Genomic DNA, 25954 nt, shown 5'->3' with positions numbered 1-25954 from the left:
CGGAAAAGCTCACGTCGAGGCCGTTGCGGATACTGACGGGCGGGCCAGCTTCGGCCCGCTCATCATGGCGTAGAGCACCAGCGCCAGCAACGCGATCGCACCGCCGAACAACGCGTGGCGAACCGGCTGCGGCGAAATCTGCTTGACCGTCGCGTCGTCATTCAGCATCGCCGGAAAGGTCTTGGAAGGGCCCATCCGCGCGGCGAGCGCACGCCGCTCGTCGATGGCAGCCGCCAGCTTCTCTTCGTTTCGCGTGGACAGCTCGAGCAGCCACGATCGCCGCAGCGCCAGCGAGGCAACATCGCCTGGCGTCGCCGACGCGGTCGGATCGGTTGTCACCAGCGTCTCTCGCACTTTCATCAAACTGGCGATATTGGTATCGGTCATTGCCATCTGGATATTGAGTTCTTTGAGAAACGGGCTGCGAAGCTTCTCCTGGTCTGTGTTCAAGGTCCGCACGATCGCCTGCAATGCCTCGGTTACGTGCTGCTCGTTGGGGCCGCTCACACTCACCAACGCGAGCTCGGGTGTTTCCGGCCGCACACTGAAATCAGCGATCCCTCCGTCGCCCTTGTCTCCGATGGCCTCCGCGACGCGGCGCCTGAAGGGCGCCGAATTCATGTGAATGGCGGTCCCGGGCATCGGCATGACGTCCGTACCATCGATGCGGCCAAGCCGGATCATCCCTTCCGCGAGATAGACCGGTGCACGCATCCAATCCGCAAGAAACACGACCAGCATCGAGATCAGCGCGCCAACGACGATCAGGAACAGCTTGGCGCGAACAGACCGCCCGAGATAGCCAAGCATCCCGCCGACATAGGCAACGCTCGAGATGGAAGCCGACGTATCGTTCATGTTGTGGCGTCCTCTCGCGTAAGCCCCGTTGCACTAGTTGAGTTCGACGGCAATGCCAAGCGGCTTGCGCGCCATCCGTCCTCCATGACGTAAACGAGACCCGCGGCCGCCAATTTCGCCATGAAGGTGAGCTGGATGAAGGAATTCAGCATTCCCGAGACGGCCATGACCTCAATTGCATACAATATCGGCGTCAGAAAGAAGCAGGTGGCATAACGCTCTTCGAGAATACAGCGCGTCAGCAAGAACATGAACTCGGCAAACAGGATGGCCGAAGCCGCGACAAGGAAGAATCCGCCGACAGGACCCCCGATTTCAAACAGCACTTCGGGCCATCCCCCGGTGTAGGTCTGTCCGTTCGCAATCAACTCATGTGCGCGGCTGAGCGGAAGCGCCTGCTCCATGAGGAATTGCATCGTCGAATTCGACGCCGGATTAAACGGGTCCACGAGCAATTTGAATAGGGCGAATGAGCCATTCCAGTCGCCTTGGACGAAGACGCGTTCATAGGTGGCCCACCACATTTCCCCCTGCTGGACGAGAATGCGCTGCGTAAGCTTGAACTGCAACTGACCGATTTCAGAGGCGCGAACGACCACGTAGGAATGAACCAGCGCCATAGCGGTCAGAACAACAAGTGCGACCGCCGCAAAAATCAGGTAGCGCATGGGTCGTTCCAGATTGCCTGCTGCCACCCCTTTCGCGCGCCTCCCGATCAGCAAGGCGCCAAGCGGAATGATGAAGAACGACGTGTAGGAAAAGAACGAGGAGAATCGATGCCCAACCGTGAAGAGATAAATCAAGAGAGCGCCGAGCAACGCCGCAAACCGCAAGTCGAACCGACCGCCACGTATCGCCGGTAAGATCATGAACAAGCCGAGCTGAAAAGCCAGCATTGGGCCCCACTCAATCAGCCGGAGATGCAGGGGACCGCCATAGTCTCGCGTGTAGTCAAACCGCTCGATGCCGGCAAACAGAGGTATCGGACCGCGTATCCGCAATTCGATCCAGAGTCCCAGCACATAAGCCAAAACGACCCAGAACGCGACATTGGAGAGCTCAAAGCGACCGCCGGGCACAATCGCCGCGAGGCTGCTGCGAGGTTCAAAGGCCAGCCTTTGCAAACGCTGCGGACGGAATGAAACCAGAAGCGCTCCGATGAACAGGCCCAGGCAGACCACGAGAGGCAGTATTGCGAAGCCGGAGCCAATGTATTGCCCCAATTGCTCCGACGGCACCGGCCCGAATGCGTCGATGTAGAAGACGGAGGTCAGCCTCCAGACCGCCGAAAAAAATGGCAGGAAGGCGATCATCGCCAATCCTGGGCGACCGATCGCGATCCGGGCGATCAGCACCAGGATGTATGCCGCGGCGACGACATTCAACAACTGGGGGAGCAATGCGTCAAAGGTCCACCAAGGGACTGTCATACCTTGTCCTCAGCCCGGGCACTTCGGGGAGACGACGCGCCCGGTGTTACTAGACCACGGGCTCCCAGACATAGAGGAGCCCGTCATTGTGCAAACTCGGTGCAAAGCCCATGCGCTGCCTGCTGAGGACGCGGACCCGCTTCTGAGTCTCCAATTGATCGAGCAACGCGAACAGCTGCGTCTGATAATCCATGGACCGAATGTAGATGCGACTCGCAACATCACGCGGATCGGTAAGCGTCAGCATATCGACCGCCGGTTCGATATTGATCACGCGCGCCGGTCGCGCGCTCAGGATGTGATCCACGACCGCTTCCACCGCGTAAGGGATCTGCTCAATGCAGAAGTAGGTGAGGATCGTCGCGCCGGACAGTTCCGGCAGGCGCGGATCGGCAGCGTCGGTGAGGTCGATGCGATCGAATGTGACGCGATCCTGGAGCCCGTAGTGACTTGCGATCTGCCGGCCGGCTTCAATGCCATTCGGGGCAATGTCGAGGCCGCGCAGGCTGCTCCATCGCGGATCGCTGCTCAAGGCAAACAGATTGTACCCGTAACCGGCGCCGAGCTCGAGGACCGAAGTCGCCTCACCTGCTTGATCTGACACCAGTTTGGCGAGCGCCCCAAGCCGATAGCGATAGTACTCGCGCGCCTTGATCCGAACGATCTGCCCGTCGACCTTGGCCATCCGCTCGTGGTCATCCTGTCCGATCAGGAAGCTCTCCAGCGTCGGCTCCTGCAACCAGCTACGCTCGGAAAGGATCCGCCCCCACTGTCCGGAATTGTATTCGGCATCGACGACGTTCCGAGTGCGGCGGATGTTCTTGAACGCAATCCGGCCCACACTCCGCGCAATGTCCACAGCAGAGGCGCGAGCCAGCTCGAAAGGCGCCACCGGCGTCGCTACAGGCGTGAGCATCCGCAATTCTCCTTCAGCAACCGGAACGATGGCGCATCAAAGGCCCATGACGAGCCTTTGCAGCTCTGTCGTCTCCGGCGTTGCAAAGAAGGGGCGCTTGGCCTGCTTTGGGGCCATGCGGGGGAAACAGAAGAAGGTCGCGGTGTAGAGCAACCGGCCGTGACCCGGTCCCATCCGGCTTCCCATGTGCAGGCACTTGGTGGTGTCGACCATGAACGCGGCCAGGCGCGGCGCCTTCATGACCTTGATGTCGCTGCGCGGCACCTTGCTGAAGACCTGCTCGTCGGGGAAGTGGCTGGACAACAGCGGATAGCCGAACTTGTCGGTCGCCTGCTTCGGCAGGAAGGTGAAGGGACCATCGGCATCTTCTTCGACGTCGGTCAGATAGCTGAAGAACTTGATGACGCGCACGTCGTCATGATCGCGATGCCAGAGCTGCGACGAGGCGAGCTCCTCGCCGGTATAGCGCGAATAGGACAGCAGAACGTAGTCGAGCCAGGGAATCTCCCCGAGCGCTGCCGAGATAACGTTGATGACGGGGGCTTGCAGCGCGTACCGGACGAAGACGTTGTCGGCGCTGAGCTGGCCGTCCTTCATCTCCGCATCCAAAAGTCGCACCCAGAACTTCTTCCAGGTCGAGCTCTGTCCTGCTTCTGCAGCTTCGATGTTTTGAAGCCTGACCTGGCCGGCCGCCGCGATCTGCTCCTGGATTTTCGAATCGATCAAATCGGTGACGATGGCATAACCGTTCCGGTTCAAATCGTCGGCCTTGGCGCGTTGGGCGGAGGTCACGGTCAGCAGCTGCGCCTGTCGGCGCCGCTCGCGCTTCTCGTTCAAATGCCAGGTATTGACGCCAGCCTTGACGGCCCACCGCAGGGGAGACCGGTTCACGTGCCAAATAGCTCTCGACATCAACCCCATGCTGCCCCACCGAATCGTGCCGGAATTGTCCTTCTAATCCCTTGTTCCCAAGGGATGATCGGACGGTTGCCATTAGCAAATCCCCCCAAAGCGAGCAACCGCAGAGTGTCCAGCCGGAACCCGACGACGCCGAGACGTCGGATGGCGTCCTGTCGCCTATCGAGGCGTCATCGCGCGGGCAAATTTGCCGAACATGGCGCGATCGCTGGGGGACAGAATCAACGTTAGGCTCAGCGCCCACGCTGCGATGCAACCGATCGCACCGGCGACGATCAACGCGGACAGCGTCGCAGGCGTCAAATACGTCTTGTACAGCAGGACCAGGACGGTGAGGATCACTGCGACGAGCAGCTGGCGCGCGACATGCTGCCAGAACAGCCGCCGCGGCAGGGCCATCAGCTTGAAGATGCGGTGCGCGAGCACAGGCGTCAACGTGACATAGGAGACCACCCAACCGAGAATGAAGGCGCGGTCCTGGAACCAATGCAGCGTCAGCGCGGTCACGGCGTATTGCACCAGCACTTGCGAGTACAGGAATCGATTGGCAAAGCGCATGAAGTCGGCCCGCACCATCAGCGCTGTCTGCCCTGCATTGATCATGGCGTTGGCGGCCGGGACGACCAATGCGAGCGCGAGCCATGGCCATTGCTCGGCGCTTTGCGGTCCGACCCACACCGTCAGGATTTCTTCCGAGTAGAGCGCGATCAACACCAGGATCGGAACCACGATCGCAGCCGGCAGCACGAAGCTGTTGCGCCCCAGAATCTTCAGCCGCCGAACGTCCGTCTGCTCGTCGAGATGTGCCGAAATGGGCAGGATCGCGGAGAACAGCGGGCTGAGCACCGCCTTCAGAAAGCGCGGCAAGCGCATCAGCAGATCGTAGGCGCCGACCTGAGCCGGACCGTACATCGCGCCGATGGCGAGCGGAATGATGATCTGCTGCAGCACGCCGCCGATGCGGGCATTGAACATCAGCCAGCCCCGATACACGAGATCGTAACGCGTCTCGGGGCTCCATGAGCTGAAGCGGAGCTTGGAGCGGCGCGCGGCGATCGCGACGATGAGCGCCAGCATGAGATATTTGACGACCACGGTCGCGAGATAGGCGTAGGCAATCCACTCGAAGGAGAGCTCGTTCCAGACCGCAAGATAGATCGCCGCGACATAGAGCAGGCTGCCGCCGACTTCGGTCATGCGCAGCCAGCCATATTCCTCGAACCCCTTCAGCGCGCCTTCCATGATTAGGCCGATGAAGGCGAGCGGGGTGATCATCGCAGTGACCTTCAGGATCGAGACGAAGGCAGGCCCCTCTTCCGGTGCGACCTTGAATATCACCGCGAGCGCGGGCGCGCCAAACCACATCACCACGCTCGATACCAGACCGGTCACGGCAGCCACCATGGTCAGGAAGGAGACGCGCTCGCTCGCCGCCGCCCAATCGCCGAGCCGCCCGCGCGCAACCATCTGCGTCGTGGTCTCGGACACGCCGAAGTCGATCAGCGCCAGAAAGCCGCTCGGCAAAAACGCGCGCGACAGCGCAATGAGGCCGAGCACCGTAAGACCGTAGAACTTCGCGATCAGTCCGACAGAAAACAGTCCCAGCACGCCTGCGAGGCCGAAGGCGACGGCAGAGATCGCGGTGTTGTGCAGGAACCGGCGCAGCACGGATCAGTCCGCCCCGGTCAGCAATCGCCCCGCGCAGCCGAGGGCAAACAATCCTGATGCGCCGGCAACACGACGGGAGACGGCGGAAACAGCAGTGTTATCCAGGAATTTCGAAGGCACGGATCGGTCGCCTCGCCAGCGGGTGATTCACAACGGCTAGTTAGCATGCGCCCAAAGTGAGTCACGCTTTACCGGCACCTGCCGGAGATAAACAGGCGGCGATCGAGCTTTCACCGACAGCTATCACTTTGTGGCTATTGACGAATTTCCCCCCGCCGATCGCTCTGGCTCTCTTGGCTTTTAGAGGTATTCAGACACCTCAATTACTCACCGCTCGAACAGCTCTTAACCGCCAAAGCTGGGATGACCGAGGCCATACGCCCGGCATGGGCATCGCGACGTTCAAAGCGGCTCGTGTCGACAGCAGACGGGGGAATGTGCGAAGGAGGCCCGCATGAATCCACAGCGCGCTATCATTGTCACCGGTGTCTCACGCGGACTCGGCTTTGAGTTGCTCGATCTTCTTGTTGCGACCAACGCGAGACCGATCGCGCTGGGCCGGCGCATCGATCCGCGTCACGAGGCGGCCGCAGCCAGGAACGCCTGCGGGTTCGTGGCAGCCGATTTATCCGAGCTACCGAGCCTGGAGCAAATCGACCTCGCCGGCGTGTTGCCACAGACCGCCGATGAAATCGTCCTGATCAGCAATGCCGGCGTGGTTGAACCCGTCGGCACGCTCGACACCATCAACTCCGCATCGCTCGCAACGGCGTTCGCGATCAATGCTCTCGCCCCGGCGATTCTTGCGCGCAAGCTGCTCGCGACGGTCGGCACGCATGGAGCACGGTTGCGCATTCTCAACATCAGCACGGGTGCAGCGCGCCGTCCGCTGCCGGGACTCGCCGCATACTGCGCCAGCAAGGCCGCAGCCGCGATGATGCTCGATTGCCTGGCCGCCGAACGACCCGACGTCGCCGTCGAGCATATCGATCCGGGTGTCCTCGACACCGACATGCAAACGACGCTGCGCGGCGCTGACGATCGGGCTCTGCCAGTACGGCAAATGTTTGCGAGCTTCGAGACTGATGCCAAGCTTCGACTTCCTCGCGATGTTGCCCGCGAGATTCTCGCGCGAGCCGGTCTGCTATGAAGATCGCTGTGCTCTCGGACATCCATGGTAATGCCGAGGCTCTGCGCGCGACCCTTGTCGAGGTGCGCAAGAAAGGCGTTGAGCAGCTGATCGTGCTCGGCGATCTCGTCGGCTACTACTACGACGCGCGCGAGGTGCTCGAACAATTAAGAGAGTGGCCCTTCGTTGCGATCCGGGGCAATCACGAGCGACTGCTCGCCGACGCCCTCAAGGACGACGGATCCATGCAGGCGTACCGCCAAAAGTATGGCAGCGCGCTGGATCTGGCCGCGACGACCCTCGAGCCGCAGGATATCGATTGGTTGATCAGCCTGCCCGACCGGGCGAGCGTTCACCTCGGCGGGATGGCGCTGGAGCTGTGCCATGGTTCGCCACGTGATCCCGATGAATACGTCTATCCCGACGCAAATGCCGCTACGCTGGAAGCTTGCCGTGTAGCCGGGGCCGATCTCGTGCTGATGGGACACACTCATTATCCCATGCTTGCTGCCGGAGATCGTCCGCTGCTGCTCAATCCCGGCTCGGTGGGTCAGGCACGTGATCGCGGCGGATTTGCGTGCTGGTGCCGCATCGATACCGACACGGGTGTCGTTGTGCTGGAACGAACCCCCTATGATACACGTGCACTCGTTGAAGAGGCGCGGCGACGCGACGGGCACCTGCCCTATCTCGCGAACGTTCTCGAACGCGGCAACCCCACGGTCGCCCGAACAGCCTGAGACTGCATGATGATCTACGACACGATGCTGATAACAGGATGCGGCGGCGATATCGCGCTGGCGCTGGCCCGCATTGCGCGAGAAGCGGGCGCAGCCTGTCGCCTGATCGGCTGTGACATCCATGCCGATCATCCGGGTTCCGTCTTCTTCGACGTGTGCGAACTGGTCCCCCGCGCAGACGACGGCGCATACCTCGAAGTGCTCGAACGCGTAGTCAAGGCGCACGGCGTCGACGTGATCGTCCCGATGTCGGAAGCGGAAATCACCGTGCTGCTCGAGGCCGGGCACCTCGGCACGTTCGCCGGCGTGCCGGTCATCGCTGCAAACCGGCTCGCGGTCGAAACGGGTCTCGACAAATATGCGACGTTCAGCCGGCTTGCTGCGCACAAGCTCGGGGTGCCCTGGACTCGCATCGTCGCGGAGGCGCCGCCGCTGGCCTTGCCATGCATCCTCAAGCGCCGGCGTGGCCAGGGCGGCAAGGATCTGCGGGTCGTCACGACGGAGGAGGAAGTCAAACTCGCAAGCCTAATGCGGGCCGACGATCTGTGGCAGCAATTGTTGTTGCCCGAGGATCAGGAATATACCTGCGGTCTGTACCGCGCCCGCACCGGTGAAACGCGCATGATCGCCCTTCGCCGGCGGCTGCAGGACTCGGCCACCAGTGCAGCCGTGGTTGCCGACAGCGCACCATTCAGTTCGCTGCTGGATGGAATAGCCGACGCGCTTGACCTCAACGGCTCGATCAACGTGCAGCTGCGGCTAACGGCCGACGGCCCGAAGGTGTTCGAGATCAATCCACGTTTTTCGAGCACTGTGCGCTTTCGTCACACGCTGGGCTTTCATGACTTCATCTGGTCGTTGCAGGAGACGCGAGGACTGCCCATCGGCACCTATCGCGCGCCCTCTCCCGGCATAAGGATGTATCGTTACGCCGATGAAGTCGTCATCGGCTGACATTCGCGCCACCCGGAACCCGCGGATCGCGACGCGCCCCGGCCGCCCGCCGATTTACCGTCGCACCACAATACAGATGTCTCTGCCCAATCCCGCCATGAATATCGACCTGAACAAGCCGATCCTGGCATCAACGTCGACGCTACGCGCATAACGGAAGAACTTTCGCCGCAAGGAATGCGCCGAGCGACCGAGCTTTTTATCCTTGTAGTAGTTGAAGGCATCTTCCATCAAAAGATGGTCAATGGGGTAGTCACCGAAGCAGTCAAGGACTGAAAACCCGTTGCGCCTGCCAAGCTCGGGAAGCGTTTTCGTCGTGAAGTAATGCAGGTGCACGGGCGGTATGAAGATGGAAAGCTCTTCCTTGCTGGCGTCGCCAAATATGGTCGAATGGAGCTCCGAGAAATCGTTTGGAACTTCGATGATCGCCAAACCTCCGGGAGCGAGGTACGACGCAATGCGCGCCATGATGCCGTCCGGATCGATGACGTGCTCAATGACGTTCTTGCAATAAACCAGATCGAACGTAACGCCTTCGAAATGACGCGTGGATCCGATGTCGCCGGCTAAAAAGCGACCCGGATGGCTGTCGATCAGATCGCGGTTCTGCCGCTCGATGCCGACCAGCGAGTGATCCACGCCGAAAACGTTGAAGCCGCGGTTCTGTGCCGCCTTCAGGAAGAACCCCTCCCCGCATCCGAGATCGATCGCATTTCCCTTGGCCACGCCATGGAGCGCGGCGAAATCGAGCGCGACGTTCGCCCGATCGTAGAAATAGTCGAGCTCCACGCGCTCATACGACTTGCTGTATTGCCCGGTCGGGTCCTGGTAGTAGGACTCGCGATAGTGCTTCTCGATCTCCTCGACGGTCGGCATCGGCTCGGCCGAGTGACCATACACGGAAGGGACGCATCGATATTTCTGCATTGGCTGTCCGCGAGAGAGATCAAGTGACATGAGGTTGTGGAGCAGCAACATTCCGCTCCCGGGGTCAGCTCGCTTCCGTCAATTGCAGACTGGCGCCGCTCACAGCCCTGGCCATCCGGCGCGTATCGCCAACGACCTTGCGGACGGAAAATCGCCGCCCATCCACGGAAGCAGCATCTATCCTGCTGAGCACGGCACCGATCATCGCCTCTGCGAAGGTCTTGGCAAGGCGACGCCCCTCTATCTCCGCCGAGCCAAATCTGCGACGCAGGGCTGAGCTCGTCCTGTAGCCAAGCGCGGTCCGGGCCATGGCAATCGCACGGCCGCGGAGCGAGGGCCGTGGCAAGGTGCGGGAACGCACCTTGCCACGCGCCGCCGCGATGGTCTCGAGGATAACATCGGCGACTCGGATCGAGCTCTTGCCGTCGACGGCCGTAAAAAGATCGCTGATGATCTGGCGGCGAAATTGCGCGGTTTCCTCGGCGACAGAGGGCAGCCGCATCCCCACTCCCTCTTTCACCAGCGCGATCAGATCGGCCTCCGATGCGACCGGCCGGCTGACTTGTGCAGCGGCCTGAACACGCAAGGCCGGCGTATTGAACCACTCCATGCTCAGCGGCTCGACATTCAGCATCGTGGCTTCAATTGCCGTCGAGCAGTTCTGGTGAATCAGCAGGCGCGCCCCATTGATCCATTCGATCGACGTGCCTTCCTGTCGCACCTCGAAATTCGGATAGGCGGCCAATGCATCGTAAGACTTGATGCTTTCAAACGGATGAGGACGCAGCACGAAATGCACGTCGGGGAAATGCTCGGCTAGCTTCATCGACATCTCGAGGGTCGATTGATAGGCATGCCTGGCTTCGACAATGACCTGATTTGCGTAGTCTCTGGCAAAGCCAGCGTTGACGATCGTCTCGATCTCATCATCCGGGCCCCTTGAAAAACGCGGATTGACGCTTGGAAAATTCGTGTTGAGGAGCACATAGCCCGCACTGACCGACGGCTTGGGCAGTGCCGCGCGCCACGGCCCCGCACAAAAATCGTACCGAGGACAGCCGGTCGCATGTAGGATATGCGCAGGCACGGTCCCATGCTTGAGGAAGGCAGCCCGTTGCGCCTGTCCCCAGACGCAGTACAGGTCGAGCAGATCGGGAGAGCCCGCGTTCTTGACCAGCCTGGCAAATTCGTCGGCATTGTTGCCACCAATGCCTTCAGTATCCAGGACGCCGACCAGGATGCCTGCCCGCTTGTAGCGCTTGATCAGGTCGGCATTGTTCGGTCGCGTGTAGTTGACCAACACCAGATCGGGTTGCAGCGCCGGAACATCGAATCCCTGTTCATACATGGGAACGAGCGTGACCTTCACGCCTCGCGTCGCGAGTTCCCGCCCGAGCAGGACCAAACCCTCGAGGTCGCGCAGCGGATTGTCGACGATCAGGCAGACGTGCGGCTGGTCAGGCACGGGCGTTCCTCGACGCGGCCGGTCGTGGCTCGGCAAACGCATCGCCGACGGATGTCAGAAGGTCCCAGCTCATTGGCGTGCCGCGGCGAACAATGCGGCCGACGCGCTTGCCGATCAGGGTGTCGAAATACTTCGGCGGCAGCCCGAGGCCGGGCCGGATGATGCGCAGGTTCTCCTCGCTCAGTACGTCACCGGCGGCGAGATCCTCCGTCACATAGAGTGAACGGCGGAACGTCAGCGACTTGCGCTCCTTCTCGGTCAATTCGTACTGCACCCGGCCAAGCGCCTGCCATGCCCGCTCCGTCTCGACCACGAGCGCGGCCATCTCGTCCGGCTCCATCGAGAACGTCGAATCCACGCCGCCATCGGCGCGAGCAAGCGTAAAATGCTTCTCGATCACGCTTGCACCGAGCGCGACGCTCGCGACCGAGGCGCCGATGCCGAATGTGTGGTCTGACAGCCCCACTTCGCAACCGAACAGCGCCCGCATATGCGGTATCGTCAAGAGATTGGTGTCCGACGGCGAGGACGGATAGGTGCTGGTGCATTTGAGCAGCACGAGCTGCTCGCAGCCGCCAGCCCGCGCCGTTCGAACCGCGTCGTCGATCTCGGCCGCGCTCGCCATGCCGGTCGAGATGATCATCGGCTTGCCGGTCGCGGCGACTTTGCGAATGAGCGGCAGGTCGGTATTCTCGAACGAGGCGATCTTGTAGCTGGGAACATCGAGGCTCTCGAGAAAGTCGACGGCGGTGGCGTCGAACGGCGTCGAGAACGCAATCATGCCGTGCGAACGCGCTCGCTCGAAGATCGGGGCGTGCCATTCCCAGGGGGTATAAGCCTCCTGGTAGAGATTGTGCAGCGCGCGTCCGGTCCACAGACTGTTCGGATCGTCGATCACGAACTCGTCGCTCGCAAGATCCAGCGTCATGGTGTCGGCGGTGTAGGTCTGAAGCTTGAGCGCATGTGCGCCCGACTTTGCTGCTGCGTCAACGATCGCAAGCGCCCTGTCCAGCGACTGGTTGTGGTTCCCGGACATCTCCGCGATGATGAACGGCTGGTGTGCCTGTCCAATCGCGCGGCCCGCGATCCTGATCGTGTCACTCATCGATTGCTCCTCGTCGTCCGCCGACCGGAAGGCCGTCCGCTCGCCGGCTCAAACCGCTGAAGGCAAGCTCTTGCCGCTGGGCCGGCGCGGGTCACCGGACTATGCTTCGCAATGTAACAAACGCCTCCACCGACGAGAGGCCGACGCCCGCCCCCCGCACGACGGCGAGCGCCCGCAGGGCCTCATAAGACCTCGCATGGGGAAAATCACGCATTTCCTGCGCATAGGCCTGCAGCGCCTCGAATTTGCGGTCAATCGTGGCATTGATGTCGACGAAATGGTCGGGGCGAAACGCCTCGCCGATCGCGGAACTGGCCCATTCCGTCGAGGACGCCACCTCGAACGCGTAGATCGCCCGATAGGTGCTGGCGGGCATTGGACGCAGCGCCGTCATGACGGCTTGATGGACGATTCGGTGGTCGAGATTGAGGTCACCGCCGTGGTGCGTGTAGATCACCGTCGGCTGGAGCTGGGCAATGACAGGCTCGATCGCCTGCACGATCTCCAAAAAGCCGACAGTCTCGAGTTTCTGGTCCGGGAACTCGAAGAAGGTCGGCACATTGGCGCCAAGGATCGCGCAGGCCTTGCGGGCCGAGTCGCGACGGGTATCGAGGTCTGCAGTCGTCCGCGAAAACACGCCATCGGCCAGGAACACCACGTCGACGCCGTCGCCGGCGAGCGCATGCCGCGCCATCGTGCCGCCGCAGCCGAGAGCCTCGTCGTCGGGATGTGCGGCGACAACCAGGACACGCTCGGTCACGACTTGATCTTTCTGAAAACGGCCGTGGCGCGCACCTCGCCATCATGCAGCTCGGCGTCGGCGAATTCGATCCGGGTCTCTCCGAGTTCGACGAAGGCCTTCGGATATTCGGGCGCGTCGAGCATGCGGATGTGATCGTAAACCTTCTTCAGATCGAACTCGCCTTCGAGCCTCGACTGCTCCGGCTTGCGGCGCTTGAAGGTCACGGCTTCCCCGACCTGCGGCGTCGGCGCCGGCCAGTTCGCGATCATCTCGCCGATCATCGACGAGGCGAGCTTCGATGCTCGCAGAAATATCTCGTGAGCCGATCCCGAGAGCGAAAGATCGCGCTGCAGATATATGTCCCCGTCGTCAAATCCGGCCGCCATCCTGAAGGCCGTCAGTTTGGTCGCTGCAAATCCGCGCTCGATCAAGTTCTGAACGGGGCTGCCGCCCTTCCCGAACGGCAGGGCCGCGGCGTGAAAGGCCACGCACTCGAACACCGAAGTGATCTCCTCGGGGACCTTCCAATTCCAGTGCGGAAAGAAAATCGCTCTCGGCTTGATCCGCCGAAGATAATCGGACGTAAGTTCATCCTTCCCGGTAACGAGGTGCCAGTTTCCCGGAAAGTGCCGTATCGTGTTTTCGAATTCGGCGATATTCCAGGGCCGGACGGTCGCTACGCAATAGGCCGGCAACGCTTCGGTCGACAAGGCTTCAGTTGGCAAGGCATCACCGCTGCAATTTCCCAGGATCTCGGCGCGGAGCCGGGCTCTTTGAGCGTCGAGCTCGCGACGCCACGCTTACGATATTCCGCTGCGAAAGTATAGGACGGACGGCCCTCATCGGTCCTGAATGTCCACCCCTCAGGTCGCCGGCCAAGCGTCCATCGCGGCGCATACGCGCTTACGGCCTTCGCCGTCAACGAGCGCACCAGCAACGTCGCCGAGCCTCCGCATGAAGCTCGCGTCGGCCCCAAGGCTTGCGATCCCCGCGGCAATGTCCTGCACCGTCACGGAGGTGGCAGAACCAAGGTGAATGAGAGCACCGAGCCGTGCGAGCATTGTCAGCGACGGGACCTGATTGGCCGCGATGTCGACGGCGATCACCGGCAAGCTCAGGCAGCACCGTTCCAGGCTCATGACTCCACCCGCCCCGATCGAAAGATCGGCCCGTCTCATCAATTCGGCAACATTGTTTGCCCCTCGATGCAGCGCGACGTTCGACATCTGCCGGCAGAGCGCATCGACCGAAGCCGCGTTTGGATTGGTCGAACCGATGACGACGTCCACGACAAGCTGCGGCATAGCAAGGCTCGCAACCGCCGCCAACGCTTTCGCGGTTTCGTTGGTCGGATCAGAGCCGCCAAGGCAGATCAGGATGCGACCGATCTTGCCGCTGCGCGGGGTTAGAAGGCTGCGTTGCGCGGCAAACTCCGGCCGCAGCAGCGCGTAACCCGGCCCAAGCAATTGCACGCAAGCAGCCGGAACGCGATCGCGATAGCGCGTCTCCATTTGCTGAACGAGATTCTGGTCGAGCAGCATCTCGCAATCATGGTCGCGATCAGCGATATCATCGATGACGAGGATACGTAGGCCCTCGCGCCGGCAGGCGCGCTCCCATCGGGCATCGAGCGCGTAATGATCGACAATCAGCCATTCAGCCGCGCCGATCACGGCCAGCGCGCTGCACGTCTGTTCGGCATCCTGTTGCCGCGTCGTTGGCAGCCAATGCGCATGCGGAAGGGCATCATCACCGGTCTCTGGAGACCGCCGCGCCGGGTCGGTCAAAAGCTGCACTGCGTGCCCCGCTCCCTCCACCATGTGCACAAGCCCCGCCGCATGGCTGCGCATGAGGAAGCACGATCTGATCCCGCGGCTCACGAGCGCATTGGCAAGCGTGAGGCACCGCGTGAGGTGACCAAGCCCTATCTCGACCGAAGCGTCGACGCGAAAGACAGCCGTTTTATCCATCAATTCGAGCCAGTATTCCTCTGTCCTGCCCAGGTCCTGCCCAAGGTCCTGCCCAGGCCTTTTGGCAGCCGGGGCTGCCCTGCACCCTATGCAACCGTCAGAGCCGCCTCCCTACCACAATTCGGTTGCGGAACCGGCGTCAATCCGCCCTTGAGCTATTGTGCAGGCTTCTATATGCGGAAGCCGCAACCAGACAACCCCGCCCTGCAAATGTCGTCCGGCAAAACCCTCCTGATCACGACGCTCGCCGAATACCAGACCCGGTTCTGGATTCCGGTGGCCGAGCGGCTGTGCGCGGCCGGCCACGAGGTCGAGTTGCTTGCCTTCGACGACCGCAGTGCCGAGATGTCGGCCGCGGCTGGCGTGCCCGTCACCAACATGTACCGCGAGGGTCTCAAGACCGGCGCTGCGCCGGATGACCGCGCGGCGTTCGATGCCCGCATTCAGGCCTATGGCCTCGACGGCTCCAATTTCCTGTTCAGCCACGAACGCTTCACCTTCGGCATCCGCGACACTGCCGCGCTGCGGCGGCGCTTCATGATCTACACCAACGCCATGGAGGCTCTGCTCGACCGCCTCGAACGACAAGGCAAGCCCGCCGAGCTGGTCCAGGAGCTCGGCGGCTTCCTCTCCGTGATCACGAGCTTCTACGCCGCGCGCCGCCGCGACATCCGCAACTGGTTCATCGAGCCGTCGTTCTTCCGTGGACGGATGTATTTCACGCCGGACAGCTTTGCCGCGCCCGAGATGATGACGCAGCCGGCCGACACTGTGTCGTCCGACGTGAAGACCTATCTTGATTCCACGCTCGACCAGCGCGCAATCGTGATCCCGAAGAAGGACCAGCACCATTACTCGGCCGCCTTCAAGAAAGTGGTGAACCTGCGCAACTCGCGCCGCCTCGCCGAAAAATTGTGGGACCAGTTCGCGCTCGGCAAGCACCAGGAGTTTGGACACAATCTGCGGCACGCCAGGGTGCACGCGATGATGGCCGTCGACGCGGCGCGGTTACGCAAGCTCTATCGACCGATCCCCGAGATTCCCTTCGTCTACTATCCGTTCCACGTCCCCGCCGACATGGCGCTGACATTGCGCGCGCCGGATTATCTGGACCAGGTCGCGACCGTCGACTTCCTGCTGCGGACGATTCCGGATTCGCACGTGCTCGTCGTCAAGGAGCATCCCGCGCAGATCGGCGCGATCTCTGCGGAGCGCCTGTTCGAGCTCGCGCGGCGATTCGACAATTTCGTGCTGCTGCCGCCGCAGACCAACAATTACGCCGTCCTGAACCGGGCCGATGCGGTGATCTCCGTCAACAGCAAGTCGGGCGCCGAAGCCCTGCTGCTCGGCAAGCCCGTCGTGGTGATGGGCGACGCCTTCTATCGCACCTGCCCGTTGGTCTATTCGACCGACCGCCTCGCCGACGTGCCGAAGCGCCTGCGCGAGGCGCTGCGAGCCGGGCCGTTCGATCCCGCGAAGGGTGCGCCCTATTTCGAGGCTGCGTGGCGGCGCTCGTTTCCCGGTGAGCTCTACATCAGTGACCCCACGCTGCTCGACACGTTCACGGCCTCCTTGCAGGCCGCGCTCGCCGAGCCTGCGGTTGCGCGCTGAACGGATCACGCGATGCCTCTCGTCTCCATCATCATGCCGTCCTGGAACGTCGAGCGCTTCATCGAGGAGACCATCCATTCGGTGCAAGCCCAGACTTTTGGCGACTGGGAACTGCTCATTGCCGATGACTGCTCGACGGATCGCACGCCCGCGATCATCGCGGAGATCGGCGAACGCGATCTCCGCGTCAAACTAATCCGGATGCCGAAGAACGGCGGCCCGGCGCTGGCGCGCCAGGCCTCGATCGATCAGGCGCACGGCCGCTATCTCGCATTCCTCGACAGCGATGATCTGTGGATGCCCACCAAACTCGAGCGCCAGCTTGCCTTCGCCCGCGACAAGCGCGCCGCGCTGAGCTACACCGCCTTCCGCCGCATCGACGAGGCCAACACCCTGTCGGGCCGGCTGATCGAAGTGCCGGCGCAGCTGAGCTACAATCAGCTCCTGAAGAACACCTCGATCGCGACGCTGACGGCGCTGGTCGACCGCGAGATTTCGGGGCCGATCGCCATGACGAACGAAGGCTACGACGATTTCTGCCTGTGGCTCTCCATCCTCAGGCGCGGCCACGTCGCCTACGGCCTCAACGAGGATCTGGCACGCTACCGCGTCAGGGGCTCCTCTGTCTCCAGCCGCCCTGCGCGATCAGCCAAATGGGTCTGGAACATCTACCGCAACGTCGAGAAGCTGCCGCTCGTCAGATCGGCCTGGTGCTTCGGCCATTGGGGCGCGCGCGCCTGGCTGAAGCGTCGGGAATTCTGACAGCGCACCGGCAGCTCCCACAGATGGTCGTTGCTTTGCATTGATCCGAAAGTCCCAGAATTGAACGTTGCGACCTCAGCCTGTTACCACTAGTCTGGCTTTGGGTTGGAGATATTTTTCTTGCTTCATCAAGAGGTTACACCAAGCTCGGTGCACTCGGTCGTGCGATCTCGGGCCCGATTCGTCTGGGCGCTAGCGAGCCTGATCCCAGCCATTTTCCTGCTAGGCCTGTTTGCCCTGACGTTCCTGAGTGCGCCGGAGCATGACGACTTCTGTTTTGCAGACTTGAACACGCGCTTCGGCTTCATCCAGACCATTTCGATCTACTACCACACGGTGTCGGGCCGGATCGTGGCCTTGGTTCTGACCCAGCTGCCACCGATGATCGCTGCGGCCGCGAATGTCGGCCTGCTGTCGGTCTATTCGGCGACGCTGGCGGTAAGCGCAGGCCTGTTCCTGCTCGGGTCGGCTATTGCGACGATCCGCGGATGGCCTCGCGCCAGTGCGCTGCAATTGACCTTCCTCACCCTGGCGTTTGCAAGCACCGTCCTCAGCGCGGCGCCGAGCGTGCGCGAGCTGCTCTACTGGCTGGCCGGCTTGACCTGCTACGTCCCGGCCGCCGTCATCACCATCCTGATCCTGGGCGAGTGCACGCGGGCGCTCGACGCCGAAACAGGCTTTTCCTGGCCGCTCACCGTCTGCATGGCCCTGGGCGGCCTCGTTGCGGCTCTGAGCAATGAGTTCACGGGCCTCTGGTTGCTATTGATCCTCGCCGCATCCTTGGTCGCACGACAGCTGTTCGGCCGGCCGCGCCAGATCATGCAACACGGCTTGATCGCACTCGTCATCGCCATCGCCTTTGCCATCGTGGTGTCTGCCAACGGCAACAGTACCCGCATGGAGCAGCTTCCCGGCGCAGGACACATCCTGCCGTCGCTGTTCAACGGCTTCCGCGACTCGCTCATCGGGCTCGTCCGGTTCTTCCGTGAACCGGCCATCGTCGTGTCGCTCGTCGCGGCAGGCGCCGTCACCCTGGTCGAGCCGGAACCCAAGCCGGCATCCCGCAACAGCAAGATATTGGCATTCGGCATCATCGCCATTTGCCTTGCCTGCTGCTATTTCGAATATTTCGCGCATCAATATGCGACCGGATTCCGCCTCGTCGAGCGCGCGCAGAATGAGGCCCTGATCCTGCTTCTGTTCGGGCTGATGCTGAGTGTCCGGCTGCTGGTCCGCAGCTACCGCCCGCAATTGCGCCAGCGCCTTTCGGCAAGCCGGGGCCGCAGCCTTCTCGGTCCAGTCGCGCTGCCGACGAGCCTTGCGCTGCTGATGATCACCGCGCTCGGCCTCAGCTCGACGGCCTCGCTGCTGCGCAAGCAATGGCGCGAGCTTTACCCCTACTGGCAGGAAAGCGTCGCACGGCATGCCATCCTGACAACGAGCCCGAATCAGGTGGTGGCCATTCCGAGGCACAAATGGTCGCCGTCCCTGCTGATGACCTCCGACGTGACGGCCAATGCCGACAGGTTGCCGAACGACTGCATCGCCAGATATTATCGCAAAGCCGCCGTCTATGCCGCAGACGCGCCGCGATGACCCCTTGCCCTTCTCCAGAGACATCAATGTGAAGACAATCAGCGTTATCACCCCCTGCTACAATGAAGAGCTGAACGTCAGGGATTGCTATGAGGCGATCCGGCAGATCTTCGACAACGAACTCAAGGACTATCAGCGCGAGCACATCTTCTGCGACAACGCCTCCGACGACCGCACCGTGGAGATCCTCCGCGAGATCGCCGCGCACGATCCTGCGGTCAAGGTCATCGTCAATGCACGTAATTTCGGGCCGATGCGAAACACCTTCAACGGCGTCATGGCCTCGCGCGGCGATGCCGTGCTTCTGTTCATGCCGGCCGATCTCCAGGACCCGCCCGAGCTACTTCCGCAATTCGTGAGTCTGTGGGAGGCCGGCAACGAGATCGTCTACGGAATTCGCGCCGTTCGCGAGGAAGGGCGGCTGATGCGCAACGTCCGCAACGCCTATTACCACCTCCTGACACGCTTTTCCGAGATCAAGATACCTCCGGGCGTGGGCGACTTCCAACTGGTGGATCGTGGTGTCGTCGAACGGATGCGTCGCGTTCGCGACGGATATCCATTCATGCGGATGATGACATTCGAATGCGGCGGCCGCGCCGTGGGCGTGCCCTACACCTGGCGTGCGCGCAAGAAGGGAATATCCAAGAACCGCGCCGCGGCGCTGATCGATCAGGGTCTCAACGGACTGGTGTCCTTCACTTCGGCACCGCTGCGGATCGGACTTTATGCCGGCTTCGCGCTTTCGTTCGCGAGTATCGCCTATGCCGTGATCAACCTTCTGCTCGGCCTGGTCCTCTATCAACGCCTCGCTGAGCCCGGCATCCTGACGCTGATCGTTGCAATGTTCTTTTTCGGCGGCGTCCAACTGTTCTTCATGGGCATGCTCGGCGAATATATTCTGGCCATCTACGGCCAGGTCCGCGAGAAACCCGTGGTATTCGAGCGTGAGCGCGTCAATTTCGACGGCACACCACGCAGCTAGGGATCACGTGTCGCCAGCATCCGCGGTCCGAGACCACGCAACCGTTTCGCGCAATCCTTGCTCGAGCTCGACGGCGGGATGCCAGCCCAGACCTTCGAGCCGCTTCACATCCGCGGCAAGGACCATGACCTGGTCAGGCCGATAGGGCACTTCGCCAAAGCCGAGGTCTCCGGCGCCGATGAGATCCCGCAACCGTGTTACCGTCTCGCGGAGCGGCGGCGCCTCCGGACTGCCGAGATTGTAGACACCTTCCGCGCGCGGATTCGCGAGCACCAGCCGAACGGCCGCCGCAGCGTCTCGGGCGTGAAGGAAGCCCCAGCGCTGTTCGCAGCCTGTCAGAGCCATATGCCCATTGGCGCGCAGCGTCCTGATCAGACTTGGAATCAACCAGGAATCATTGTCCCTGGGGCCGTAGATGGAAAAGATGCGCAGCCATGCGAAACGCAGCTTGCGTTCCGCGCAGCGCCGCTCGGCCATCAGACAGCTCGAGAGTTTGGCGATGCCGTAGAGAGTCGTCGGCCTCGGCGGATCACTCTCGACGATCGCTCTATCATAAGGGCCGTATTCGGCCTGAGACCCTGCACCGACGAAGATCGTCGCGCCTGCGTCCGCGGCGAGGTCGATCAGCTCCACCGCATCGACGATGTTTCGCGCCTGATCCTTGTTGTTGCGATCGCTGTTAGCGACCCCGCGCCAGGCCATATGGACGACGGCGTCCGGCCTGAAGGAACGAAGTCCGTTCGCAAGCCCGGCAAGGTCGTCGAGCGAGCCGCCGATCACGCTGAGCTGGTCCAACTTGTCCGAGAGGCGCCAGGACCTGGCACCAGGCCGCAGCAGCGCAGCAACATCATGCCCCTGCTCGATCAGATCGGCTACGACGTAAGACCCCAGAAAACCCGTCGCTCCCGTTACGAAAATGCGCATCGCGATCCCGGCAACGTCATGGAGAGTGACCTCATACGAGAGCTATGCGGTTCGCAACGACGCCGGCCTCGGATAGTCGACGAAGCGATTGCCTTCGGCGTATTCGGCCTCGCCGAGATAGGGAAACTGATCGTTGATGGGGCGCCCCATCTCGAGCTTGGGCTCGATCAGCGTATGCTCGCTCAGCATCACGTCGATCACGATCGGCCCGCCCGTGAACAAGGACGGATCGATCTGCTCGAGACGTTCGATGCGGGCGTAACGCAGGCCGTAGGCCGTCGCAAGCGCGCCGAAATCCGGAAAGCTCAGGCCGTCGCGCGAGGCGCTGTAGCGGCTCTGCATGTAGCTATCCTGGAACTGCTTGATGATCCCGTACGAGCCGTTGTTCATGACAATGATCGCGATATCGAGATTGTTGTGCCGGACGGTTTGCAATTCCTGGATGTTGAGATGAAATCCGCCGTCGCCATTGTAGGAAATGACCTGCCGGTCCGGCCGATCGATCTTGGCGCCGATGGCGGCCGGCAGCGCGTATCCCATCGGCGAGTTGCCGCCCGGATTGAACAGCGTGTGGCGCTTGACCTTGAACGCCTGGTAGAGCCAGCAAACCGCAGCGCCGGTGTCGCCGATGACGATCGCATCCTCCGCGATGATCCCGTTGACGCGGCGAATCACGTCGTAGGGCGACAGTGAGTTCAACCGCGCCGCCGACGTGCTGACCTCCTTGTGGTAGTAGCGCTGTTTCATCTCGGCGACATGGTCGCTCCACTCTCCGCTCCGCGGGCTGCCATCAAGCTGGCGCAACAGCTCCGGCAGGGCGGCGAAATCCAGATGGCTGACGCGATAGCCGTCGTTGCGGTATTTGGCGAGCTCCTCCTTGTCGACGTCGACGACGTGGACGGTCGCGCCGGTCGCAAACTGCTTGGTGTTGCCGGTGCGCTGGCGGTTGTCGAGCCGGCTGCCGAGCACGATCACGGCATCGGCGTTCTGCAAAACGAAGTTCGCACCGCGATTGCCGTAGACGCCGATCTGCCCGACGAAGCCCGGATGATCGTGATCGAAATAGCTGAGCCCTGCCCAGCTCGAGACGAACGGCAGGCCGCTGCTCTGAAGCCAGTCCGCAACGTCCCGCTCGACACCGGCAAGCCCTACACCCGCACCCCAGAGCACCACCGGGCGCTTTGCCTCGTCCAGCGTCCGCTTCAGATCCGCCAGCACTTGCGCGGGCGCTTCCGTCGCCGCTGGAAGTCTCGACGGAAGCAGGATGTCGTCTCCGACCTCGGCCTGCTGGATGTCCATGGGAACGTCGATCAGCACCGGCCCCATACGGCCGGAGGTCGCGATCGAATAGGCCTTGGCCAGCTCCTCGCGCAGTTCGGCCGCGCTCTTGACCATCACCGCGTATTTGGTGACCGGCCCGACCATCTCCACGATCCTGGTTTCCTGGAAGCCAGCCTGGCGCACATTCGCCCCGTGGAAGGCGCTGCTCTCGCGCTGGTTGACTTGGCCGGTGATGTGCAGCGAGGGGATGGAATCGAAATGGGAGGTGGCGATGCCGGTGATGAGGTTGGTCGCTCCCGGGCCGGAGGTCGCGAGCGTCACGCCGACCTTATGACTAACGCGCCACAGCGCGTCCGCGGCCATTGCCGCGCCCTGCTCATGCTGGAAACAGGTGTAGTTGAGCTTCGGATGCTGCGCGACAGCATCGATCATGAATGCGCAGGCACCGCCGGTCAGGAGAAAGACCCGATCACTGCCGACCCGCGCGAGAAACTCCGCGATGTACTGTGCTCCGTTCATCGTGTCATTCCCACACTAGGCGCCGCGAATCTGGGCGGCGCAGAAATCGCGGATCACCTGGAGCACGTAGCCGATGTGCTCATCCCCGAGCCCCGGATAGACGCCGATCCAGAAGGTCTGGTTCATAATCGTATCGCTGTTGGCGAGCGACCCGTGGACGCGGAAATTCCGTCCGATCATGTAGGGCTGACGCACCAGATTGCCGCCGAACAACAGACGCGTGCCGATGCCACATTCGTTCAGGTGACGCACGATGGCGTCACGCTTGAACGGTGCCCCGTCGCGGAGCGTCAGCACGAAACCGAACCATGACGGCTCGCTATTCGGCGTCGGCTCGGGCAAGACGAAGAACTCTTCAAGTGATTTGAGCCCGCGCTTCAGCAGATCGAAGTTCCGCCGGCGGTCGGCGATGAAGCCTTCGAGATGGTCGAGCTGGGACACGCCGACCGCGGCCTGCATGTCGGTGATCTTCAGATTGAAGCCGAGATGGCTGTAGATGTATTTGTGGTCATAGCCGTGGGGCAGTTCACCGAGCTGCCAGTCGAAGCGGCGCTGGCAGGTGTTGTCCTTGCCCGGATCACAATAGCAGTCGCGTCCCCAGTCGCGGAACGTCTCCATCGCGCGACGCAGGCCCGGATGGCTGGTGAAGACCGCACCGCCCTCGCCCATCGTGATGTGATGCGCCGGATAGAAGCTGAGCGTGCCGATGTCGCCGAAAGTGCCGACGTGACGCCCCGCATAGGTCGCGCCGAGCGCGTCGCAGCAATCCTCGATCAGCCACAGCTTGTGCCGCTTGGCGATGTCGGCGATCTTGCCGACGTCGAAGGGATTGCCGAGCGTGTGCGCCACCATGATCGCGCGCGTGTTGGGCGTGATCGCCTCTTCCACACGCTCCGGAATGATATTGTAGGTGGGAATATCGACATCGACGAACACCGGCACCATGCCCTGCGTGATTGCGGGATTGACGGTGGTTGGAAATCCGGTCGCGGCCGTAATCACCTCGCTCCCGGGTGGAACCTGCCGGTCGCGCAGCAAGGGTGAGGTCAGAGCCGAGAACGCGACGAGATTGGCCGAAGAGCCGGAGTTGACCGTCATCGCGTAACGCGCGCCGACGCGCTTCGCGAGCTTCTGCTGGAACTCCTCGTTGAAGCGCCCGGTGGTCAACCAGAAATCCAGCGCCGAATCGACCAGCGACTTGACGTCGCTTGAATCGAAGACCCGGCCCGAAACGGGCACGGATGATTGCCCGGCGACGAACTGCTTCGGCGCATGCGCGATGGCGGAGTATTCCTCCACCAGTTCCATGATCGAAGCTCTGATATCGTCGAGGCTTCTTTGACCCGATCGAGCAGATGATGGCATCGTCGATTTCATGAGACTCATTTGACCCTGACCGCGGCGAACGGACCGCGAAATGGTTTGGATGCCTATTGCGCTGCGCCGTTCGGCACGGTGTCATGCAGCACGCGTTCGAGCTGTTCGAGAGAGACGCGACGAAGGTCCTGGCCGCGCTGCAGCGCCTTGTACCAGTCAACGGCGAGAGCCAGCCCCTGCGACAGGTCAAGACGCGGAGTCCAGTTTAGTCGCGAGCGGGCGCGGGCGCAATCAAGTCGCAAAAAGGCGGCTTCGTGCGGATGCGGGCCCGCGTCGGCGGTCCAGCGTGCGCCATCGCCCCACAGCGCGATCAGACGTTCAACCACGTTCCCGACCGGCACTTCGCTTGCGGTATCCGGCCCGAAATTCCAGCCGCCAACGAAATGCTCGTCGCCCGCCAATCGCTCGACCAGCGTGAGATAGCCGAGCACGGGATCGAGCGCGTGCTGCCAGGGCCGCACCGAATTGGGGTTGCGGATGCGCAGCGCCCGGCCTTCGCGGAAGGCCTGCATCGCGTCAGGCACCAGGCGGTCGCGCGCCCAGTCGCCGCCGCCGAAGACGTTGCCGGCACGCGCCGTCGCGACGCGGGCTGCGCCCTGCTCATTGAAGAAACTGTGGCGGTAGGAATGCGTCACGAGCTCCGCACAGGCTTTGCTGTTGCTGTAGGGGTCGTTGCCGCCGAGACGGTCGCCCTCGCGGAAGGCGGTGCCTGCGCCATTGTTCTCGTAGCATTTGTCGCTGGTGACATTCAGGATCACCTGCACCGAGCGTAGCGGCCGCGCGGCCTCCAGCACGTTCACCGTGCCCATCACGTTGGTCGCGAAGGTCTCGACCGGCTCCTCATAAGAGGGCCGCACCAGCGCTTGCGCCGCCATGTGGATGACGATGTCAGGCTCGGCCTCGGCCATCGCAGCGCGCAAGGTGGCGAGATCGCGGATGTCGGCCTCGCGGTGCCTGATGTCGTCGGCGATGCGTGCCGTGACGAACAGCGCGGATTGATGAGTCGGCGGCAGCGCATAGCCGTAGACGCTGGCACCGAGGCGGCGCAGCAGCAGCGAGGCCCACGCACCCTTGAAGCCGGTGTGGCCGGTGAGAAAGACCTTCTTGCCGCGCCAGAATGCAGGATCCGTCACCAAACCCTCCATTTGGCACGGTTGTTGGCCCACTCGTCCTCGAGGAAGTTGCGATCGCGCAAGGAGTCCATCGGGTGCCAGAAGCCGGGATGCACATAGGCGCGCAGCTTGTCGCCACGGGCGAGCTGCTCCATCGGCTCCCGCTCCCAGATCGTCTTGTCGCCCGCGATCAGATCACCGACCGACGGCGACAGCAGGAAGAAGCCGCCATTGATCCAACCACCATCATCGTTCGGCTTCTCCGCGAAGTTGATGACACGGTCGCCCTCGATTGTCACCGCGCCGAACCGCTTGGCCGGACGAACCACCGAGACGGTGGCCGGGCGCCCATGCGCCTTGTGGAACGCGATCTCGGCGGCGAGGTCGATGTCGGCGACGCCGTCGCCATAGGTCAGCGCGAAGAACGGCTCGTCGGCGACGTAAGGCAGCACCCGCTTCAGGCGGCCGCCGGTCTGGGTGTCCTCGCCGGTATCCACCAGCGTGACCCGCCAGGGCTCGGCTGTTTCGCGATGCACCTCCATCCGGTTCTCGGCGAGATGGAAGGTCACGTCGGACATGTGCAGGAAGTAATTCGCGAAATACTCCTTGATCATGTAACCCTTGTAGCCAAGGCAGATCACGAAATCATTGAAGCCGTAATGGCTGTAGATCTTCATGATGTGCCAGAGGATGGGTCGGCCGCCGATCTCGACCATCGGCTTCGGCCGCGTGCTGGTCTCCTCGGCGATCCGGGTACCCATACCCCCTGCAAGAATTACGACCTTCATTCGCCCAACTCCGAACGGGAGACACGCTCCCCGCGCATTCCCGACGGCTTCTATACGAACCGGCAGCACCTGGAAAATCGTCCGACACATACCTCACAGCCTATGACGGTATAATATTACCTATTCGAAGCCTATTGGCGTTTCCGCCCGTAGCCGATACCACTCTGCGGGCCACGC

The 25954-nt window shown here is 62.3% G+C and carries 23 protein-coding genes; 7 read left to right on the top strand and 16 right to left on the bottom strand.

What is annotated here, in order from left to right:
• Positions 1 to 9: 9 nt before the first annotated feature.
• The 5 genes from JJE66_RS31385 to JJE66_RS31365 all read right to left on the bottom strand — a co-directional run bounded on the left by JJE66_RS31385 (position 10) and on the right by JJE66_RS31365 (position 5790).
• The gene (locus tag JJE66_RS31385) at positions 10 to 810 is read right to left on the bottom strand and encodes a hypothetical protein (RefSeq protein ID WP_200519103.1); all 801 of its coding nucleotides are present in this window, start codon (positions 808 to 810) and stop codon (positions 10 to 12) included.
• A 44-nt stretch (positions 811 to 854) separates the two neighbouring features.
• Positions 855 to 2288, bottom strand: a complete 1434-nt coding sequence (locus JJE66_RS31380; protein WP_200519101.1) for a DUF6418 domain-containing protein — start codon at positions 2286 to 2288, stop codon at positions 855 to 857.
• Positions 2289 to 2337: 49 nt separating this feature from the next.
• The gene (locus JJE66_RS31375; protein WP_200520156.1) at positions 2338 to 3204 is read right to left on the bottom strand and encodes a class I SAM-dependent methyltransferase; all 867 of its coding nucleotides are present in this window, start codon (positions 3202 to 3204) and stop codon (positions 2338 to 2340) included.
• Positions 3205 to 3240: 36 nt separating this feature from the next.
• A complete protein-coding gene (locus JJE66_RS31370) occupies positions 3241 to 4095 on the bottom strand; it encodes a hypothetical protein (RefSeq protein WP_311980052.1) in 855 nt (284 codons plus the stop codon).
• A gap of 186 nt (positions 4096 to 4281) precedes the next feature.
• Positions 4282 to 5790, bottom strand: a complete 1509-nt coding sequence (locus JJE66_RS31365; RefSeq protein WP_200519097.1) for an oligosaccharide flippase family protein — start codon at positions 5788 to 5790, stop codon at positions 4282 to 4284.
• Positions 5791 to 6244: 454 nt separating this feature from the next.
• On the opposite strand from JJE66_RS31365, the gene JJE66_RS31360 reads away from it, so the two are divergent.
• From JJE66_RS31360 to JJE66_RS31350, 3 genes are read left to right on the top strand one after another with little or no spacing between them, the layout of a single operon-like run.
• Positions 6245 to 6940, top strand: a complete 696-nt coding sequence (locus JJE66_RS31360; RefSeq protein ID WP_200519089.1) for an SDR family NAD(P)-dependent oxidoreductase — start codon at positions 6245 to 6247, stop codon at positions 6938 to 6940.
• Complete coding sequence (locus JJE66_RS31355) at positions 6937 to 7659, top strand: metallophosphoesterase (RefSeq protein ID WP_200519081.1); 723 nt, start codon at positions 6937 to 6939, stop codon at positions 7657 to 7659. Before JJE66_RS31360 ends, JJE66_RS31355 begins: the two co-directional genes overlap by 4 nt.
• A 6-nt stretch (positions 7660 to 7665) precedes the next feature.
• Positions 7666 to 8613 (top strand): ATP-grasp domain-containing protein, encoded by a 948-nt coding sequence (locus JJE66_RS31350; RefSeq protein WP_246756727.1) that lies wholly within the window; start codon positions 7666 to 7668, stop codon positions 8611 to 8613.
• 54 nt (positions 8614 to 8667) lie between these two features.
• Here the strand turns inward: JJE66_RS31350 and JJE66_RS31345 are convergent, their stop codons facing one another.
• From JJE66_RS31345 to pseG, 6 genes are all read right to left on the bottom strand, one after another.
• Positions 8668 to 9591 (bottom strand): bifunctional 2-polyprenyl-6-hydroxyphenol methylase/3-demethylubiquinol 3-O-methyltransferase UbiG, encoded by a 924-nt coding sequence (locus JJE66_RS31345; protein ID WP_200519079.1) that lies wholly within the window; start codon positions 9589 to 9591, stop codon positions 8668 to 8670.
• Positions 9592 to 9604: 13 nt separating this feature from the next.
• Positions 9605 to 11005 carry a surface carbohydrate biosynthesis protein gene (locus JJE66_RS31340; RefSeq protein WP_200519077.1) on the bottom strand — a complete coding sequence of 467 codons (1401 nt, stop codon included), beginning with the start codon at positions 11003 to 11005 and terminating at the stop codon, positions 9605 to 9607.
• Positions 10998 to 12110: a pseudaminic acid synthase gene (pseI, locus tag JJE66_RS31335; protein ID WP_200519075.1), complete on the bottom strand. Its 1113-nt coding sequence runs from the start codon at positions 12108 to 12110 to the stop codon at positions 10998 to 11000. The genes JJE66_RS31340 and pseI overlap by 8 nt, the downstream gene beginning before the upstream one ends.
• A gap of 91 nt (positions 12111 to 12201) precedes the next feature.
• A complete protein-coding gene (locus JJE66_RS31330) occupies positions 12202 to 12870 on the bottom strand; it encodes a PIG-L deacetylase family protein (RefSeq protein WP_200519073.1) in 669 nt (222 codons plus the stop codon).
• Positions 12867 to 13577: a methionyl-tRNA formyltransferase gene (locus JJE66_RS31325; RefSeq protein ID WP_200519071.1), complete on the bottom strand. Its 711-nt coding sequence runs from the start codon at positions 13575 to 13577 to the stop codon at positions 12867 to 12869. Before JJE66_RS31325 ends, JJE66_RS31330 begins: the two co-directional genes overlap by 4 nt.
• 138 nt (positions 13578 to 13715) lie before the next feature.
• Positions 13716 to 14822, bottom strand: coding sequence for a UDP-2,4-diacetamido-2,4,6-trideoxy-beta-L-altropyranose hydrolase (pseG, locus tag JJE66_RS31320; protein ID WP_200519069.1), 1107 nt, complete (start codon positions 14820 to 14822; stop codon positions 13716 to 13718).
• Between the two features lie 174 nt (positions 14823 to 14996).
• Here pseG and JJE66_RS31315 point away from each other — a divergent pair, with 174 nt between their 5' ends.
• From JJE66_RS31315 to JJE66_RS31300, 4 genes are all read left to right on the top strand, one after another.
• Positions 14997 to 16433, top strand: coding sequence for a capsule biosynthesis protein (locus tag JJE66_RS31315; RefSeq protein ID WP_246756726.1), 1437 nt, complete (start codon positions 14997 to 14999; stop codon positions 16431 to 16433).
• 12 nt (positions 16434 to 16445) lie between these two features.
• Positions 16446 to 17195 carry a glycosyltransferase family 2 protein gene (locus JJE66_RS31310; protein WP_200519060.1) on the top strand — a complete coding sequence of 250 codons (750 nt, stop codon included), beginning with the start codon at positions 16446 to 16448 and terminating at the stop codon, positions 17193 to 17195.
• Between the two features lie 162 nt (positions 17196 to 17357).
• Complete coding sequence (locus JJE66_RS31305; RefSeq protein WP_311980048.1) at positions 17358 to 18791, top strand: DUF6056 family protein; 1434 nt, start codon at positions 17358 to 17360, stop codon at positions 18789 to 18791.
• A gap of 28 nt (positions 18792 to 18819) precedes the next feature.
• Positions 18820 to 19776 carry a glycosyltransferase family 2 protein gene (locus JJE66_RS31300; protein WP_200519056.1) on the top strand — a complete coding sequence of 319 codons (957 nt, stop codon included), beginning with the start codon at positions 18820 to 18822 and terminating at the stop codon, positions 19774 to 19776.
• Positions 19777 to 19779: 3 nt separating this feature from the next.
• Here the strand turns inward: JJE66_RS31300 and JJE66_RS31295 are convergent, their stop codons facing one another.
• The 5 genes from JJE66_RS31295 to rfbF form a co-directional block, all read right to left on the bottom strand.
• Positions 19780 to 20700, bottom strand: coding sequence for an NAD(P)-dependent oxidoreductase (locus JJE66_RS31295; protein WP_200519054.1), 921 nt, complete (start codon positions 20698 to 20700; stop codon positions 19780 to 19782).
• A 42-nt stretch (positions 20701 to 20742) separates the two neighbouring features.
• Positions 20743 to 22500, bottom strand: coding sequence for a thiamine pyrophosphate-binding protein (locus tag JJE66_RS31290; RefSeq protein WP_200519052.1), 1758 nt, complete (start codon positions 22498 to 22500; stop codon positions 20743 to 20745).
• A gap of 15 nt (positions 22501 to 22515) precedes the next feature.
• On the bottom strand, positions 22516 to 23865 hold the full coding sequence (rfbH, locus tag JJE66_RS31285; RefSeq protein WP_409362855.1) for a lipopolysaccharide biosynthesis protein RfbH: 1350 nt from the start codon (positions 23863 to 23865) through the stop codon (positions 22516 to 22518).
• Positions 23866 to 23930: 65 nt separating this feature from the next.
• Complete coding sequence (gene rfbG, locus JJE66_RS31280) at positions 23931 to 25010, bottom strand: CDP-glucose 4,6-dehydratase (RefSeq protein WP_200519048.1); 1080 nt, start codon at positions 25008 to 25010, stop codon at positions 23931 to 23933.
• Positions 25007 to 25777, bottom strand: a complete 771-nt coding sequence (rfbF, locus tag JJE66_RS31275) for a glucose-1-phosphate cytidylyltransferase (protein WP_200519040.1) — start codon at positions 25775 to 25777, stop codon at positions 25007 to 25009. Before rfbF ends, rfbG begins: the two co-directional genes overlap by 4 nt.
• Positions 25778 to 25954: the final 177 nt, after the last annotated feature.

It is taken from the genome of Bradyrhizobium diazoefficiens (assembly GCF_016612535.1).
Taxonomy (GTDB): Bacteria; Pseudomonadota; Alphaproteobacteria; order Rhizobiales; family Xanthobacteraceae; genus Bradyrhizobium; species Bradyrhizobium diazoefficiens_C.
Note: the sequence above shows the minus strand (reverse complement) of the source record. Positions and strands in the feature narration are given on the sequence as shown.

Excerpts from the sequence above, each read along its gene's own strand:
- JJE66_RS31385 (WP_200519103.1), bottom strand. The coding sequence starts at position 810 with ATGCTTGGCTATCTCGGGCGGTCTGTTCGCGCCAAGCTGTTCCTGATC.
- JJE66_RS31380 (WP_200519101.1), bottom strand. The coding sequence starts at position 2,288 with ATGACAGTCCCTTGGTGGACCTTTGACGCATTGCTCCCCCAGTTGTTG.
- JJE66_RS31375 (WP_200520156.1), bottom strand. The coding sequence starts at position 3,204 with ATGCTCACGCCTGTAGCGACGCCGGTGGCGCCTTTCGAGCTGGCTCGC.
- JJE66_RS31360 (WP_200519089.1), top strand. The coding sequence starts at position 6,245 with ATGAATCCACAGCGCGCTATCATTGTCACCGGTGTCTCACGCGGACTC.
- JJE66_RS31355 (WP_200519081.1), top strand. The coding sequence starts at position 6,937 with ATGAAGATCGCTGTGCTCTCGGACATCCATGGTAATGCCGAGGCTCTG.
- JJE66_RS31350 (WP_246756727.1), top strand. The coding sequence starts at position 7,666 with ATGATGATCTACGACACGATGCTGATAACAGGATGCGGCGGCGATATC.
- JJE66_RS31345 (WP_200519079.1), bottom strand. The coding sequence starts at position 9,591 with ATGTTGCTGCTCCACAACCTCATGTCACTTGATCTCTCTCGCGGACAG.
- pseI (WP_200519075.1), bottom strand. The coding sequence starts at position 12,110 with ATGAGTGACACGATCAGGATCGCGGGCCGCGCGATTGGACAGGCACAC.
- pseG (WP_200519069.1), bottom strand. The coding sequence starts at position 14,822 with ATGGATAAAACGGCTGTCTTTCGCGTCGACGCTTCGGTCGAGATAGGG.
- JJE66_RS31315 (WP_246756726.1), top strand. The coding sequence starts at position 14,997 with ATGCGGAAGCCGCAACCAGACAACCCCGCCCTGCAAATGTCGTCCGGC.
- JJE66_RS31310 (WP_200519060.1), top strand. The coding sequence starts at position 16,446 with ATGCCTCTCGTCTCCATCATCATGCCGTCCTGGAACGTCGAGCGCTTC.
- JJE66_RS31295 (WP_200519054.1), bottom strand. The coding sequence starts at position 20,700 with ATGCGCATTTTCGTAACGGGAGCGACGGGTTTTCTGGGGTCTTACGTC.
- JJE66_RS31290 (WP_200519052.1), bottom strand. The coding sequence starts at position 22,500 with ATGAACGGAGCACAGTACATCGCGGAGTTTCTCGCGCGGGTCGGCAGT.
- rfbH (WP_409362855.1), bottom strand. The coding sequence starts at position 23,865 with ATGCCATCATCTGCTCGATCGGGTCAAAGAAGCCTCGACGATATCAGA.
- rfbF (WP_200519040.1), bottom strand. The coding sequence starts at position 25,777 with ATGAAGGTCGTAATTCTTGCAGGGGGTATGGGTACCCGGATCGCCGAG.